Source organism: Streptomyces guryensis, assembly GCF_021261325.1.
Lineage (GTDB): Bacteria > Actinomycetota > Actinomycetes > Streptomycetales > Streptomycetaceae > Streptomyces > Streptomyces guryensis.
Genome location: NZ_JAJSBI010000006.1, coordinates 399827 through 415637, shown reverse-complemented (window position 1 = coordinate 415637; position 15811 = coordinate 399827). Strand labels below are relative to the sequence as shown.

At 71.8% G+C, this 15811-nt stretch carries 10 protein-coding genes; 4 read left to right on the top strand and 6 right to left on the bottom strand.

Annotation, left to right across the window (positions count from 1 at the left end):
* Positions 1 to 137: 137 nt before the first annotated feature.
* The 3 genes from LJ657_RS15770 to LJ657_RS15760 are packed head-to-tail and all read right to left on the bottom strand — an operon-like array spanning position 138 to position 4150.
* Positions 138 to 1136, bottom strand: a complete 999-nt coding sequence (locus tag LJ657_RS15770) for an ABC transporter permease (RefSeq protein ID WP_232649224.1) — start codon at positions 1134 to 1136, stop codon at positions 138 to 140.
* Entirely contained in the window at positions 1133 to 3091 is a 1959-nt protein-coding gene (locus LJ657_RS15765; protein WP_232649223.1) for a sugar ABC transporter ATP-binding protein, read from the bottom strand. Before LJ657_RS15765 ends, LJ657_RS15770 begins: the two co-directional genes overlap by 4 nt.
* 9 nt (positions 3092 to 3100) lie before the next feature.
* Positions 3101 to 4150: a sugar ABC transporter substrate-binding protein gene (locus LJ657_RS15760; RefSeq protein ID WP_232649222.1), complete on the bottom strand. Its 1050-nt coding sequence runs from the start codon at positions 4148 to 4150 to the stop codon at positions 3101 to 3103.
* Positions 4151 to 4387: 237 nt separating this feature from the next.
* Between LJ657_RS15760 and LJ657_RS15755 the strand changes: the two genes are divergently transcribed.
* From LJ657_RS15755 to LJ657_RS15745, 3 genes are all read left to right on the top strand, one after another.
* A complete protein-coding gene (locus tag LJ657_RS15755; protein WP_232649221.1) occupies positions 4388 to 5440 on the top strand; it encodes a helix-turn-helix transcriptional regulator in 1053 nt (350 codons plus the stop codon).
* Entirely contained in the window at positions 5437 to 6366 is a 930-nt protein-coding gene (locus LJ657_RS15750) for an LLM class flavin-dependent oxidoreductase (RefSeq protein ID WP_232649220.1), read from the top strand. The genes LJ657_RS15755 and LJ657_RS15750 overlap by 4 nt, the downstream gene beginning before the upstream one ends.
* 107 nt (positions 6367 to 6473) lie before the next feature.
* The gene (locus tag LJ657_RS15745) at positions 6474 to 8141 is read left to right on the top strand and encodes a cellulase family glycosylhydrolase (protein WP_232649219.1); all 1668 of its coding nucleotides are present in this window, start codon (positions 6474 to 6476) and stop codon (positions 8139 to 8141) included.
* 66 nt (positions 8142 to 8207) lie between these two features.
* Here LJ657_RS15745 and LJ657_RS15740 read toward each other — a convergent pair whose 3' ends face one another.
* Positions 8208 to 9440 carry a cytochrome P450 gene (locus tag LJ657_RS15740; protein ID WP_232649218.1) on the bottom strand — a complete coding sequence of 411 codons (1233 nt, stop codon included), beginning with the start codon at positions 9438 to 9440 and terminating at the stop codon, positions 8208 to 8210.
* 222 nt (positions 9441 to 9662) lie between these two features.
* On the opposite strand from LJ657_RS15740, the gene LJ657_RS15735 reads away from it, so the two are divergent.
* Positions 9663 to 11003 carry a gluconate:H+ symporter gene (locus LJ657_RS15735; protein WP_232649217.1) on the top strand — a complete coding sequence of 447 codons (1341 nt, stop codon included), beginning with the start codon at positions 9663 to 9665 and terminating at the stop codon, positions 11001 to 11003.
* A 91-nt stretch (positions 11004 to 11094) separates the two neighbouring features.
* On the opposite strand, the gene LJ657_RS15730 is transcribed toward LJ657_RS15735, so the two are convergent.
* Positions 11095 to 12726 carry a S53 family peptidase gene (locus tag LJ657_RS15730; RefSeq protein WP_232649216.1) on the bottom strand — a complete coding sequence of 544 codons (1632 nt, stop codon included), beginning with the start codon at positions 12724 to 12726 and terminating at the stop codon, positions 11095 to 11097.
* 139 nt (positions 12727 to 12865) lie between these two features.
* Positions 12866 to 15757, bottom strand: coding sequence for a helix-turn-helix transcriptional regulator (locus LJ657_RS15725; RefSeq protein ID WP_232649215.1), 2892 nt, complete (start codon positions 15755 to 15757; stop codon positions 12866 to 12868).
* Positions 15758 to 15811: the final 54 nt, after the last annotated feature.

The following is a 15811-nucleotide window of genomic DNA, read 5'->3' as shown; positions in this document are numbered from 1 at the left end:
TCTCCAACGGCGCCTCTCGGGCCCGGTGGCACCACCCCCCAGGTCATCCCTTCGACAGGGGGGAACAGCCATGCCGGGCCCGGAGGCCAGCGGTCCCATTGCAGGACCGCAGAAAACATAACGAGGGGAGGTACGGGTCACCGCGTCAGCCGCGGGCCGAAGTAGGCGAGAGCCGCGCCCGCCACCAGGGCGGCACCCTGGGCCATCTGCTGCCAGAAGGTGGGCACGTTCAACAGGGTGAGGCCGTTCTGCAGGCAGCCCAGGAAGAGCACGCCGAGCAGCACCCCGAAGACCGAGCCCGAGCCGCCGGTCAGCGCGACTCCGCCGAGCAACACCGCGGTGAGCACGGTCAGTTCGAAACCGGCCCCCGAGGTCCCGGCGACGACACTGTCCAGCACCGACGCCTTGATCGCCCCGGCCAGCCCGGCCGCGACCCCCGTGACCACGAACAGCGCGAAGGGCGTACGGCGGACGCCGATACCGGAGAGGTAGGCCGCCTCCCGGTTCACGCCGATGGCGAAGACGTGCCGCCCGGCGGGCGTGAGCGCCAGGAACAGCGCGCCCGCCACCAGCACGAGCACGGCGATGACGACCGGGGCGTCGACCCCTGCGATGCGCGACCCGCCGAGCCAGGCGAACCCCTCGCCGAAACTGCTCAGCGGCAGCGGGAACAACTGCTGCGCCAGCCCGCGCACCGCGGTCAGCATCCCCAGCGTCACGATGAAGGCGGACAGGCCCAGGTAGCAGCACAGGATGCCGTTCACCGCGCCCACCGCACCGCCCACGGCCAGCGCGCCGAGCACCGCCACGACCGGCGGCTGGTGCTGCTGCCCGGCGAGCCAGCCCGCCACGAGCCCGCCCAGGGCGAGCGTCGAGCCGACCGACAGATCGAGATAGCCGCTGATCACCAGCAGCGTCAGGGGCACCGCCACGATGGTGAGCGTGGCCGCGTCGGTGGCGATGCCGCGCAGATTGCCCGCGTCGAGAAAGCTCCCGGTCGTCATCTGGAAGACCAGCACCATCAGACCGAGGACGACAGCCAACGGCTGCCGCCACAGAGCGCCGAGCCCCCTGCCGACCAGGGCACGCGGCCCCGGAACGAGACGGTCGGCAGGGGAGGTGGTCGCGGTGGTCATGCCGCTCCTTCCTGGGGCGCAGGGGCTGGGGTGGTCGTGGCTGGGTTGCGTTCGTTTGGGTCATGTGGGGGTGGGGCGGGTTGGTGTGGGGCGCATTTGGCTGGGCCCTGTGCGGCCGGTTGGGGTCGGGCTGGTTCGAGTTGGACTGGGTCCTGTGGGGAGGGGGCGGGTTGAGCCGGGCTGGGGGCAGGTGCGTCGGAATCGGCCGGGTCGGATCCGCTCGGGTCGGATCCGGTCCCGCCGGATGAGGTCGGGTCGAGTTGGCCGGGGTCGGATCTGGCTGGGTCTTCTGCGGCTGGGCCGGGCCGGCCCAGCCTCGGATCATGTGTCGGCGGGTCGGAGTGATTCGAGCCGGAGTTGGGCGCAACGTGTACGGCCGGGTCGCGTTCTCCCTGACCGGAGTCGCCCGGCCCGGAGCCGGTCGACTGGGCGTTGGCCGAGTGCGATTCGGGTGGCGTGTGTACCGCTGACAGGAGAGCGGCCTCGGTCAGATCGGGGCCGGTCAGCTCGGTGATGATCCGGCCCGCCGAGACGATCAGGGAGCGGTCGGCGAGGGCGACGACCTCCTCGGGGTCGCTGGAAGCGAACAGCACGGCCGTGCTCCGTTGTTCGGCAAGTGCGGAGACGACCTGGTAGATCTCCTGCCGGGCGCCCACGTCGACGCCCTGCGTGGGTTCGTCCAGCAGCAGGACGTCGACGCTCCGGGCCTCGTTGATCCAGCGGCCCAGCACCAGCTTCTGCTGGTTGCCGCCGGAGAAGGCGGCCGCGGGGAGCCGGGGCCGGGCGGGTCGCAGTCCGACGGCGGCGGCCAGCGAGTGGAAGGTCCGCCGCTCGGCGGTCAGTGCCCGCACACCCCGCCGGGCGAGTGGACGGACCGTCGGCAGCAGCGCGTTGTCCTGTGCGCTCAGCACCGGGAACAGGCCCTGCCTGCGCCGGTCCGCCGGTACGAGTGCGATGCCCGCGGCCAGCGCGTCGGCGGGGCGGGTGGCCGCGACGGTCCGCTCGGCGACGCGTACGGTGCCGCCCGATGCGGTACGCCGGCCAAAGAGGGTCTCCAGGATCCGCGTACGGCCGGAGCCGATGAGTCCGTACAGGCCGACGATCTCACCTTCACCGACGCTTATGTCGACGGGCCCGAATCCGGGGCCGCTCAGACCCTCCACCATGAGGCGGGCGGGACCACCGGCTTTCGGGGCGCCGCCCCGCGCCCGGGCGGCGCGAAATTCTCCGCCCTCCGCGCCGACGACGGCCTCGACCAACTCCCGCCGTGTCCGCCCCGAAACCGCCGACTGATGGGACACCCGCCCGTCCCGCAACACCGTCACCGCGTCCGCGAGCCGCTCCACCTCCGCCAGCAGATGGGTGACGTACACGATGGCCAGCCCCTGGGCGCGCAGATCCTCCACCCGCTCGGCCAGCGCATCGCTCTCGGTCTCCGACAGGGCGGCGGTCGGTTCGTCCAGGACCAGTACCGAGGCGCTGCGGCTGAGGGCCTTGGCGATCTCCACCAACTGCCTTTGGCCCGTGGGCAGTTCGCCCACCCGGTCGCGGGGCGAGCAGTGCGCCGCGACCCGCTCCAGCAGCCCGGCCGCGACCTCCTCCTGCCGACGCCGGTCGATGCGGCCGTGCCGGGTCCACTCCTGGCCGAGGAAGATGTTCTCGGCCACCGTCAGGGAGTCGACGACGCTGAGCGTCTGGAAGATGATCGCCACACCCGCGGCGATGGACTCACGGGGGCTCAGCCGCACATGGCGGGTCCCGCCCACCTCGATCGTGCCCGCGTCCGGCGGAAAGGCCCCGCCCAGGCACTTGATCAGGGTGGACTTCCCGGCTCCGTTGTGACCGAGCAGGGCGTGCACCTGGCCTGCCGGGACGGTGAGGTCCACGCCGTCCAGCGCCCGGACGCCCCCGAAGGACTTGGTCAGTCCGCGGATACGGAGATTCGGTTCCGTCATGGCGGGCGCCTAGGAGTTCTGGGCGAGCAGCGCGTCGATCCGCGCGGTGTCGCCGTGCTGGACGAGCGTGATCGGTACCTGGGCGCTCGGGTTCTTCTTCCCGGCGGCGACCGCGAGCGGCACGTCGACGACGGCGGACGCGATGTCCTGCGGCGCCAGGGCGGCGGACGCCCGGTAGAACGTGCCCTGCTTGACGGCGAGGAGCGAGGGCGCGGCCCCGTCCTGCCCGCCGACGTACGTCTTGGCGTCGTCCTTGGCCCGTCCTGTCTGCTGGAGCGCCTTGAAGCCGCCGTACGCCGCGGCGTCCGTGACCCCGAGGATGATGTTCAGGTCGGGATGTTCGGCGAGGATGGCGCGGGACTTCGACAGGCCGGTGTCCGGGTCGATGGCCTGTTCCTGCGCGACCACGTCGACACCTGGGGCGTGCCTCGTGAAGGCGTCGATCATGCCCTTGGTGCGCTCGCGGCCCAGCTGGATCGTGCTGTCGGTGAGGAAGGCGACCTTGCCCTTGCCGCCGAGATGCTCGCCCGCCCACTTCGCCGCGGCCTCCCCGAGCAGCGTGCCGCCCTTGAGGAAGCTGAACTGGATGTCCGCGCTCTGGTGCTCCAGTGACCCGCCGTACGTCACCCAGATCAGCCCCGCCGCCAGCGCCCGCGCGGCCGTGGCCTCGGTGGCCTCGAAGACCAACGGGAACGACACGATGGCGGGGACCTTCTGCGCGACCCACGCGCCGAGGCCGGTGGCCTGGGCGTCGGCGTTGCTCGCGTCGCTCGTGGTCAGCAGGGAGATGTGCTGCTTCTTCGCGGCGGCGGTGGAGAGCTTCACCAGCGTCGAATAGAGGGGGAGTTGGGTGAAGGGGTAGTCCAGGCCGATTCCGGTGAGGGCTTTCGGGTCCGACGAGGAGCCGGCGACCGCGCCTGCCGCCTTCGCCGGGCCGGCGCCGTCGTCCGGCGCCGAACAGCCCGCCGCGGCCAGGGCGCAGGCCGCCGTGAGACCGCCGGACCAGGCGAGGAACTGCCGGCGTGAGGCCGGGGACGCGGCCTGCGGGAATCTGGTCATGGCGGTGCTCTCCCAGGGAGACGGGCCCGTCACGGCGGGCGTCCGGTGGTGCCGAACAGAAAAGCCCCGGGCCCGTCGACCCGCCATCCGTACAAATACCGACTCCCCGAGCGCCCGCCGCCGACGTGCGGCAAACCCGGTCACGCATAACGGCGAACGGCTTGTCCCGAGCGCCCGCCACCCCTACCGTTAGGGCCCAAACAATCCCCCGGTCGACAGAGCCCTCGGGAGGCTCGCATGCTCACCCACCAGCAGATCGCCGCCGCGACCCGCATCGGCATGCTCACCCGCGAACGCGACACCGCCACCGCCTGCGACCAGGCACTGTGGGAGCTCGGCCGGGCCCTGCCGTTCGACGCCGTGACCCTGCTCGGCATCGACCCCCTCTCCGGGGAACATGTACAGATCGCCGGTGTCGGCTACACCGCCGAGACCTCGCAGGCGCTGGCCGCCGAGTTCGTCTCGACCCCCTGGTACCGCAATGTCGTACGGCAGAATCTGCCCCGCTCCATCTCCGAGGACGCCGACGATCCCGGACCGCGCTTCCGGCACGGCTGGTTCTACGCCGAGCGGGTCCGGCCGGCCGGATTCCGCGACGGCCTGACCGGTGCGCTGCGCCACGAGGGGCGGCTCGTCGGCCTGATCCACCTGTCCACCGAAGAGGCCGACGCCTACGACACCGAGGCGCGGCACCTGCTCGCCTCGATCCTTCCGGCACTGGGCGTCCTCACCGACCCCACCGCTCATGCCGACGGCCTCGACGACCTGCCCCCGGGGGCCGGAGCGGGCCTCGTCACCCCGGACGGGGTCATCGACCTCCCGGGCCGAGCGCCCGCCGGGTCCTTGCGGGACGAGGACCTCGCCCGGCTCGTGGAGGTGTTCGCGCTCTCCCGCGGCCTGCGGTTGCGGATGCTGTGGCCGGTCGGATCCGGTTGGTGCCGGCTGGTCCTGCGGCGGTGCACGGTGGGGCCGGGGGCTGCCCGCGACGCCGTCCTGGTACACGAGGAGCGCGCCGAACTGCCGTACGGCCTCAGCCCGCGCGAGCTGGAGGTCCTCACCAGGGCCGCCCGGGGCCAGACCAACCAGGCCATCGCGCAGGCCCTGTTCCTGTCGCCGCGCACGGTGCACAGCCACATCGAGCACCTGCTGCGCAAGACCGGCTGCGCGTCACGCGCCGAGGCCACGGCGCTCGCCGTACGCGACGGTGTGCTGCGGCCGGCGCCCGAAGACCTGGAGTACTTCGTGGAACGGGCGCCCGCCGCCCGGGAAAAGGGAGAAAACCGACGATGACCCGCACGCCCCGCATGCTGCTCGTCCTCAGCGAGAACTGGACCCTGACCGGCGGCCGCGCCGATCTGCCCACGGCCGTACGGTGGGCCCGCGAGGCCGAGGACGCCGGCTTCGACTCGGTCATGGTCAGCGAACACATCGTGCTCGGACCGGACGCCGGAGCCGACGGCATCATGGGCAACCCCCGCGACTACGCCCTCCCGGGCAACCAGGACCCGTACACCCCCTGGCCCAACTCGCTGCTCCTGCTCGCCGCCATCGCCTCCGTCACCGAACGCCTGCGGCTGGCCGCCGCGGCCGTCCTCGCGCCGCTGCGTCATCCGCTGCTCATGGCACGGGAGTTGGGCACTCTCGACCTGATCAGCGAGGGCCGGCTGCTGGTGCAGCCCACGGTCAGCTGGAGCAAGGACGAGTACGGCGCGCTGGGCGTGCCCTTCGGCAGGCGGGGACGGCTGCTCGACGAACACCTCGAGGTCTGGGCCAAGGCCTGGGGGCCGTCGCCGATCTCGCACGAGAGCGGGCACTACCCGTTCCGGGACGTGTACTTCGAGCCCAAGTCACACCGCCCGGAGGGCCCGCGCCTGTGGTTCGGCGGACAGCGCCTGCACGGGCCCGTCCTGCGCCGACTCGTCCGCTACGGCCACGGATTCCACCCGCTGGGCCGGCCCGCACCGCAGGAACTGCAACTGCTCAAGGACGAGATGGCCGCCGCCGGCCGGGACGTCGCCGACCTGGAGATGATCGGCGGCACCCAGGCCGTCTTCCCCGACGACCGCTCACCGGCGGACCTGGGCGCGGCCCTCGCGTCGGTCCCGGAGCAGTTGGAGCAGGGCTTCACGACGTTCTGCATCAAACCGAACCAGTTCATTGACGACCCGGACGGGGTGGGGGCGTTCTGCCGTGACGTGATGCGCCGCGTCTCTTGACGTGTACTTGGCATAGTGGGTTCTATGGGAGCGCTCCCATAGTCGGCCTGTCTCCATTCCTTCCTTCTGCTGCCTGAGTTTCTTGGCGCCCACTCCCTGGAGTCGCAGTGAGAAGAACCAGATGCACGACACGAAAGAGCCCCTTACCCCGCCTGCTGACCGGTCTCGTCGCCCTCTTCGGGCTCCTGGCCCTCGGGATGCTCGGCCCGACCGCTGCCCAGGCCGCGCAGTCCCAGCGCACCCTCGCGGCCGGCCTCCACATCAGCAACGGCCGCCTGCTCGAAGGCAACGGCAACGACTTCGTCATGCGGGGCGTCAACCACGCCCACACCTGGTACCCGGGCAGGACGCGGCAGTCGCTCGCCGACATCAAGGCACTGGGCGCCAACACCGTCCGCGTCGTTCTCGCCGACGGTCACCGCTGGAGCGCCAACAGCGCCGCGGACGTGGCCGATGTGATCGCGCAGTGCAAGGCCAACCGGCTGATCTGCGTGCTGGAGGTGCACGACACCACCGGCTACGGCGAGGACAGCGCGGCCGGCACGCTCGACGAGGCGGCCGACTACTGGATCGGCCTGAAGGACGTGCTGGCCGGGCAAGAGAACTACATCATGATCAACATCGGCAACGAGCCCTGGGGCAACACCGATCCGGATGGCTGGACCGCCCCCACCATCGCCGCGATCAAGAAGCTGCGCGCCGCCGGGCTGGAGCACACGATCATGGTCGACGCGCCCAACTGGGGCCAGGACTGGAAGGGCGTCATGCGTGCCAACGCCCAGTCCGTCTACGCCGCCGACCCCACCGGCAACCTGATCTTCTCGATCCACATGTACAGCGTCTTCGACACGGCGCAGAAGATCACCGACTATCTCGACTTCTTCGTCGACGCCAAACTGCCCATCCTCATCGGCGAGTTCGGGGGCCCCGCCGACCAGTACGGCGACCCTGACGAGGACACCATGATGGCCGCCGCGCAGCAGCTCAAGCTCGGCTATCTGGCCTGGTCCTGGAGCGGCAACACCGACCCGATCCTCGACCTGGCGATCAACTTCGACCCCACGCAGCTCAGTTCCTGGGGTCAGCGTGTCTTCAACGGCGCCAACGGGATCGCCCAGACCGCCAAGGAGGCCACGGTCTACTCCGGCGGCAGCCCGGGGGACACCCAGGCCCCGACGGCCCCCGGCAGCCCGGCCGCCACCTCCGTGACGGCGACCTCAGCCACCCTCGGCTGGACCGCCGCCACCGACAACGTCGGCGTCACCGGCTACGACGTCGTCCGCGTCAACGGCGGCGACGAGACGCGGGTCGCCACCGCCACCACCAACACCGCGTCCGTGTCCGGCCTCACCGCCGAGACGACCTACACCTTCGCCGTCTACGCCCATGACGCGGCCGGCAACCGCTCGGCCCGCTCGGCCACGGTGAACGTCACCACCGGCAAGGCGTCGAGCAACCCGTGCTCCGTCGGCTACCGCGTGGTGGGGGAGTGGCCGGGGGGCTTCCAGGGCGAGATCAAGATCGGCAATCCCGGTACCGCCGCGATCAACGGCTGGAAGCTCGCCTTCACCTTCGCCGACGGCCAGACGGTCACGAACATGTGGGGCGGTACGCCCACCCAGTCCGGTGGCGCGGTGAGCGTCGCGCCCGCCTCCTACACGAACACCATTGCCGCGGGCGGCTCGGTCACTTTGGGATTCACCGCGACCAAGGGGGCGACGAACTCCGCGCCGACGGCGTTCACGCTCGACGGCGGTGCCTGCAGCGCTGGTTGAGCCCCTCAGGGATGGGTGGTATGTCACATGCCACTGGAGGGATATGTGACATACCACTGGCCGCCTCTACCAGGTCACCGGCAGCTCGTAAACGCCGTAGACCACCCCGTCGTCCTTGAACGGGATCTTCTCCAGCTCGGTGGCCCGGCGCAGCGTCGGCACGCGGCGGAACAACGTGCCGTAGACGACCTGGAGTTCGAGGCGGGCCAGCGGCTGGCCCAGGCACTGGTGGATGCCGAAGCCGAAGGCCATGTGGCGGCGGGCGTCGCGGTGGACGTCGAGGCGTTCGGGGCCGGGATAGACGCCGGGCTCCCAGTTGCCGGTCGCGCCCGGGATGATGACGCCCTCGCCGGCGCGGACAGTCCGGCCGCCGGTCTCGATGTCCTCCAGGGCGACGCGGCGCTGGCCGTTGTGGACGACGGTCAGGTAGCGCAGCATCTCCTCCACTGCGTTCGCGAGGAGCTTAGGGTCGTCGGTGTCGCGGACGGCGGCGAGCTGTTCGGGGTGTTCAAGGAAGGCGAGAACGCCCAGGGCGATCATGTTCGCGGTCGTCTCGTGCCCCGCGCCGAGCAGCAGAAGGCCCAGCATCGCGGCCTCGTGGCGGGTGAGGTCGCCCGCCTGTGTCCGGGCGGCCAGGTCGGAGAGCATGTCGTCGGCCGGTGCGGCGATCTTGGCCTCCAGTTGTTCGTCCAGGTACTGCAGGAGCACGCCCGTGGCCGCCCGCGATTCCTGGAGCGAGGCGTCCCGCCGGACCCCCACCTTGCTCTTGCTCTGGAAGAACTCGTGGTCGCCGTAAGGGACTCCGAGCACTTCGCAGATCACCAGTGACGGCAGCGGGAGTGCGAGGGCCTCCACCAGATCGACCGGGTTCGGGCCGGCGAGCATGGTGTCGATGAAGTCGTCGGTCATCCGCTGGACCGCCGGGCGCATCGCCTCGATGCGCTTGATGGTGAAGGGGGCTGTGACCATGCGCCGGATGCGGGCGTGTTCGGGGTCGTCCATGTTGAGGAAGGACGGCGGGTTCCGGGAGAAGGCCTGCTGGAAGGCCGCGCTGGAGTGGGGGTAGCCGGGCCGCCGCGGGTCGACGCTCAGGCGCGCGTCGCCGTACAGGGCTCGCTGGTCGGCGTAGCGCGTGACCAGCCAGGGTGTGCTGCCGTCCCACAACCGGACCCGGGAGACCGGCTGTTCGGCGTGCAGTCGCATCATCTCCGGCGGAGGGGCGAACGGACATCCGGCCGCGCGGGGCATCGGGAACTCGGGAAGCGTCTCGTCGGCGGTGTCCGCAAGGACGTCGGTCATGACAGGTCACTCCTCATGGTGGGGGAAGGGGAGCCGCCGCCATGCAAGCCCACTCACCTGACAATTTCCCGTCAGCGGGCTGACAGGGGATCGATGTGGCCGGATCCGTGCACACCCATTGACCTGCCCATGCCCGCCACCCTAGCCTCCGTCTTCATATGTGGACGTGCATCTTCATATGAGTACGTCATTCGACGGAGTGAACGGGAGAGCTGAACGCACATGCCGCTCGTCGTGGTCGGAATCAGTGTCCTGATCCTGCTCTTCCTGATGACGAAGCTGAGACTCAACGGCTTCGCCGCCCTCCTCCTCGTCGCGGTGGGGGTGGCGCTGGTCCGGGGGATACCGCTCGAGAAGATCTCGGACGTCCTGTCCGAGGGCATCGCCGGTCAGATCGGCGACACGATGCTCACCATCGGCCTCGGCGCCATGGTCGGCCGGGTGATGGGGGACTCCGGCGCCGCCCAGCGGATCGCCACCCGGCTCCTCGACCTCTGCGGGCCGCGCTGGGTCCAGGTGGCGATGGTGCTGACGGCCATGCTCATCGGCGTGACCATGTTCTACGAGGTCGCCTTCGTCATCATCGTCCCGGTCGCGTTCACCCTCGTCCGGGTCACCCGCTCGAACCTGCTGTGGGTGGGCCTGCCCATGTCGATCGCCCTGTCCACCATGCACAGCTTCCTGCCGCCCCACCCCGGCCCGACCGCGGTGGCCGCCACCTTCCACGCCTCGGTCGGACTCACGCTGTTCTACGGCCTGTTCATCGCCGTCCCGGTCGGCGCGCTCATCGCCCTCACCTGGCCTCGGCTCCCCTTCGTCCGCCGTCTCGACCCCTCTGTCCCGCAGGGCCTGGTGAGCGAGCGCGTCTTCGAGGACGAGGAGATGCCCGGCCTCGGCTGGTCGCTGTCGGTCGCCCTGCTGCCGGTGGTGCTGATAGCGGGGGCCGCGGTCACCGACCTGGCCACCTCCGGATCGAGCCCGTGGCTGCACTTCGTCGCGTTCATCGGCTCCGCGCCGATCGCCCTGCTGCTCACCCTGCTCGTCGCGATCTGGGCACTCGGCCCGCGCATCGGCCGCAGCCTGGCAGAGGTCGGCACGTCGTGCCGGGAGGCCGCGCAGGCGATGGCGATGATCCTGCTCGTGATCGGTGCGGGCGGCGCCTTCAAGAACGTCCTCGTCGAAGGCGGCATCTCCGACTACATCAAGGACACCACCGAGCACTGGTCCATCTCGCCGATCATCCTGGCCTGGCTGATCGCGGCCATCCTCCGGGTCGCCCTCGGCTCGGCGACCGTCGCCGTCGTCACCGCCTCCGGCGTGGCGCTGCCCCTGCTCGCGGGCAGCGGGATCCATCCCGAGGTGATGGTGCTCGCCGTCTCCAGCGGATCGATCGCCTTCTCCCACGTCAACGACCCGGGATTCTGGATGTTCAAGGAGTACTTCAACCTGTCGGTCCTGGACGCCATCAAGGCGCGGACCACCTATACGACGGTCCTTGCGATCCTCGGCCTGGGCGGCGTCCTCGTACTGGAACAGGTGCTGGACGCCCTCAAGGTGACCTGACCGGCGCCCCTTGCTCCACGCGGTACGCCGCAGCGCGGGCCGGGAGTGGTCCCGGCCCGCGCCTTGTCGCTCCGTCCTCGGCCGCCCGGGGTCAGCCGAGCAGCTTGCTCGCCAGCGTCGCGGCGTTGTAGGAGCCCCAGCCGGTGGTGAAGTCCCAACCGGACGCGGCCGAGTAGGCGCCGTTGCTGCCGCTGGTGATGTCGTGGAAGCCGGTGCCGCTCGCCGAGTAGAGGGCAGGGTCGGCGAAGCCGAGGTTGGCCTTGCCGGCCGCCGCGGCCTGCTGGTTGTACAGGGCCGCGAACGCCGCCCATTCGGGTGCGGCGGCGCTGGTGCCGCCGACCGAGGACCACGAGCCCTGCGAGTAGATGGAGACCCCGGGGCTGGGGTTGGCGTGGGCCGAGACGTCCGGCACCTGGCGGAAGCCGCCGCCGGCGCTCTTCTGCACCGCGGTCTGCCAGCTGGGGATCTTGAAGACGGAGGACTTGCCGCCGCCACCGCCGGACCAGGCCACCTCCTTGCTGAAGGCGTTGGACGAGGTGACGGTCAGCTTGGTGCCTCCGACGCCGGTGACGTACGGGTCGCTGGCCGGGTAGTCGACGGAGGTGCCGCCGTCGCCCGCGTCGTCGGAGCCGTCGTCGCCGGAGGCCGCGTAGAAGCCGAGGCCCTGGGCGGCACCCGCCTTGAACACGGCGTCCACGGCGTTGATGCCGGAGGTGGTGCGGGCGCTCTCGGCGGCGCCCCAGCTGATCGAGGTGGTCGGGATGCCGCTGTCGACGATGGCCTGGTAGGTGTCGACCTCGCCGGCGTCGGAGTTGGGGCCCTCGAAGACGGTGACGTTCGCCTTGGGGGCGATCGCGTGCAGCACCTCGATGTCCAGCTCGACCTCGACCTGGCCGTCGCCGAGCGCGCCGGAACCGCCGGACACCTTCTGCACGGCCGGGGTGGGCGAACCCAGGCTGTAGTGGCTGTCGTAGGCGGTGATGTTGGACTGCTGGAAGCCGTCGAACTCCAGGAGCGCGATCTTCTGGCCGCTGCCGGTGTACGTGCCGGAGACGTTGTAGCCGCCCTTGAGCTGGGCCGGGGTGTAGCCGCCGCCCGGTCCGTCGTGCGGGGTGACGGTGGAGGGCGCCTGGTGGTGCAGGTTGAGGCGGTTGTTGAGGCCGGCCACGTCACTGACGAGGGAGGCGACGGAGGCCGGCAGCGTCGGCGCGGTGTCGTTGGCGTAGAACGAGCGCCCCGATGCCGAGTCCCTGAAGGTCGACAGCTTGGTGCCGAAGGCCTTCTCCAGCTGGGCGGCGGTGCCGCCGGCGTCGACCAGCAGATTGCCCGAGTGGACGGTGCCGATGGTGAGGCCCTGCGCGCGCAGGTAGTCCTTGAGCTGCTCGACCTCGGCGTCGGTCCGGCCGAAGCGGGCCGCGAACTGGCGCTTCGTCAGGTAATGGCCGTAGGAACTCGACCGCGGGTCGCTGACCTTGGCGACGAAGGTGTCGAGGGCCTTGTCGTTTCTGGGCGTCAGGCTGATCGCCACCGATATCCGCTTCCCGGCGGCGACCTTGCCGGTGCGGGTCGCGTCCTTGTCCAGTCCCTTGAGGACATCTCCGGTGACGGCCGCGCGCGTCGCGTGCGGCTGAGCGGCGGTGCCGGCGGCGTAGGCGGCGGGTACGGCGGCGGCGAGCAGGGCCGGCACGGTGACCAGACCGAGCAGTTTCAGGCGTGACTTCACTGGGGTCCTCCGGAGGTGGGGGGTGCTGTCCCGGAAGCGGAACGACTTCAACGTAGGAACACCGGCCCCACCCGCGTAAGCGGGGGAACCCTTGCTTCACGTGTTAACAACTGATGTCACGTGAACGCCGGATGTCACGTCAGCGGCGGCTGCCGAGCGCACGGGCGGTCCGGACCCGACCGGGCTGACTGTTCGTCACCGCCTGTACGGCGGGCCTGCCTTGGTCGTAGTCGGCGGAGTTCAGGGCCGCCGCTCCGGATGCGATGACGGCCACCGCCATCGCATGGGCGAGCGCGGTGCGCGAGCGGACACCGACCTTGCGGTAGACCCGCGACAGGGCGCCTTCCACCGTCTTGACGCTGATGAACAGCTCCGCGGCGACTTCGCGGTTGGTGGCCCCGCCGCCGACCAGTTCGGCGATCCTGGCTTCCGTGGGGGTGAGTTCGGGTCCGCCCGCGCCGGCCTCGCCGCGGTCCCCGGCCTCCAGCCGCGCCAGCTCGTCCCCGGCCCGCACCGCCAGCGGTGCGGCACCGATCCGCGTCGCGGTCTCCAGCGCCTCGCCGAGGGCCGCCCGCGCCGCGGTCCTGCGGCGTGCCCGGCGCTCGACGGCACCGAGCGCGATCAGGGCGCGCACCAGGTCCACGGGCAGGGGGAGTCGGCGCAGGCGATCCACCGCGGCACGCAGCAGTACCGCCCCCTCCTTCGCCCGGCCGAGCCCCGCCTCGCGCAATCCCTCCGCCCGTTCCAGAGCCGCCAGTACGCTGCCGGGCGCATCGCCGGTCACCCGCGTGCGGGCCTCGCGGAGCACGGCCCCGGCGCTGTCCGTCTCGCCGAGGATCACCAGGGCCTCGGCCAGGTCGCCGTGCCAGTGCAGCAAGGGCGGATCGGCGGCGCACATCGCCTCGCCGAGTTCCCTGACGCGGTGCAGGGCCTCGGCCGCGGCCGCCGCGCCCCGCGGGTCGCCGGCGAGCAGCTCGGCCTGACCGAGGACCGCCAGCGCGCGCAGCAGGAACAGCCGGTCGCCGTCCGCCTCCGAGGCCCGAACCGCCTGCTCGGCCAGGCGCCGGGCCTCGTCGGCGCTGCCGCCCGCGGTCGCCGCGAGGGCCGCCGCATACAGCGCGGGAGCCGCCTGTACGCCCGTCTCGGCCAGGGCGCGCGAGCAGCGGGCGGCGGTGCGCAGCGCCTCCCGGCAGTGCCCGGCGCGCACCTGGATACGGGTCAGCGCCACCAAGGTCGCCATGACCTCCTCGACGCCGGCGAACTCGCCTGTTTCTGCGAGGAGTTCGGTGACCTGCTGCCCGGCCTCGGTAACCTGGTCGGCGTCCAGGGCGAGGATCGCCCGCATCCGGATCAGTCCCCAGCTCTCCGGGCCGGCGTCGGCGCCGCCGGCCAGGGCGAGGGCCTCCTCGATCGCGGCGCCTGCGGCGGCCGGCTCCCCGGCCAGCGACCGCACCCGGGCGAGGGTGGCGAGTGCACCGATCCGGGTGTCGGTGTCGCCCGCCCGGGCCGCCTGACGGGCAGCGCGCCGGGCATGCCGGGCCGCTTCTGCCAACTCCCCGCACAGCAGCCCGCGTACGGCCGCCCAGTGGTGCAGCCATCCCTCGGCCTGCGGGTCGCCGTCGGCGTCGCGCAGGCCTTCCTCGATCAGGTCACGGGCACCTCCCAGCGCCTGCCCGGCGTTGCGCAGCAGGATCAGCCGGGCCCGCACCCGCTGCCGCGCGGAGCCCGAGCCGGCGAGCACGGTCTCGGCCGCCTGCGCCGCCGCTTCCGACTGCCCCGCGTCACATGCGTAGTCGGCCGCGGCCAGCAGCCGCTCGGCGCGGTCGGCGGGGCGGTCGCCGGGAGTGCGCCGGGCGGCGAGCCCCGCCAGTTCGAAGGCGGTGTCGGGTGCACCGGCGCGGCGGGCGGACTCGGCCGCGGACATGAGTGTGCGGGCGGTGGCCTCGTCCTCGTACGGGTGCGCGAGAGCGAGGTGGCGGGCCTGTTCCACGGGTTCGGTGACCGCCCGGGCCAGCAAGGAGTGTGCCTGCCGACGGCTGAACTCCGGGGCGTCGGCACAGACGGCGGCCCGGATCAGCGGATGTCTGAAACGTACGGTTCCGTCGGCGTCGGCCGTCGCGACACCGAGCCGTTCGGCCTCCGCGAGGTCCGCGGCGGGGCCGGGAAGCCCGGCGGCACGCAGCACGGTGAGGCTCGGGTGGGCGGCGGTGCCGGCGACGAGGAGGGTGTGCCGCACCGTCTCCGGCAGCGTACGCACCTGCTCCAGCAGCAGGGCGCGCAGTCGCCGGGGCACGGGCAGCGCCCGGCCGAAGCCGACGGACGCGGCCTCGCGTGGGGCAGCCCGCCCCAACTCCAGTGCGTACGACGGGTTTCCGGCAGCGGTGTCCTGGAGCGCCCGCAGCACTGCCGACGGCAGTTCGGCGCCGATCGCGGTGCGCACCAGGTGGGCCACCTCGCCGTCCGCCATGAGGGGCACAGGCAGTTCGACGGTGCCCGGCGGGCAGCAGCGCAGCCGGTCGGGCTGCTCGCCGTCAGCCACCCGCTCGGCGGCCACCACCCGGACGGCGAGGCCCCCGACACGGCGTACGGCGAAGGCGAGCACCTCGGCGCTCGGCCCGTCGAGCCACTGGAGGTCGTCGACGACCAGCAGCACGGGGCCGGTGGCGGCCAGGGTGCGCAGCACTTCGACGACAGCGACCCGCAGCGCGAGGCGGTCCTGGTCGCCGGCCGGTTCCGGGCCGCGCAGCAGGGCAGCCCCCAGGGCCGCCCGGGGGGTGGGCGCCAAGGCCTCCAGGCAGCTCTCCGGCACTCCCGCGAACAGGTCGATGAGGCCGACGAACGGAAGCCGGGCATCCTCCCTGGCGGGCGAGCAGCGCAGCATCGTGCATGACTCGTCCTGAGCGGCGAGGGACGCCGAGACGGCGGCCAGGAGCGTGGACTTGCCGATGCCCGCGGGGCCGTGGAAGAGCACTCCGGGGTGGGCCGTCAACTCGGCCAGGGCGGCGTCGAGCAGCGCGCGGCGCCCGGTCAATGACGGTACCCGCGGCGAGTGCGGAAGGGCGCAGGGCATCGCAGCATGCGTACA

Excerpts from the sequence above, each read along its gene's own strand:
- LJ657_RS15770 (WP_232649224.1), bottom strand. The coding sequence starts at position 1,136 with ATGACCACCGCGACCACCTCCCCTGCCGACCGTCTCGTTCCGGGGCCG.
- LJ657_RS15765 (WP_232649223.1), bottom strand. The coding sequence starts at position 3,091 with ATGACGGAACCGAATCTCCGTATCCGCGGACTGACCAAGTCCTTCGGG.
- LJ657_RS15760 (WP_232649222.1), bottom strand. The coding sequence starts at position 4,150 with ATGACCAGATTCCCGCAGGCCGCGTCCCCGGCCTCACGCCGGCAGTTC.
- LJ657_RS15755 (WP_232649221.1), top strand. The coding sequence starts at position 4,388 with ATGCTCACCCACCAGCAGATCGCCGCCGCGACCCGCATCGGCATGCTC.
- LJ657_RS15750 (WP_232649220.1), top strand. The coding sequence starts at position 5,437 with ATGACCCGCACGCCCCGCATGCTGCTCGTCCTCAGCGAGAACTGGACC.
- LJ657_RS15740 (WP_232649218.1), bottom strand. The coding sequence starts at position 9,440 with ATGACCGACGTCCTTGCGGACACCGCCGACGAGACGCTTCCCGAGTTC.
- LJ657_RS15735 (WP_232649217.1), top strand. The coding sequence starts at position 9,663 with ATGCCGCTCGTCGTGGTCGGAATCAGTGTCCTGATCCTGCTCTTCCTG.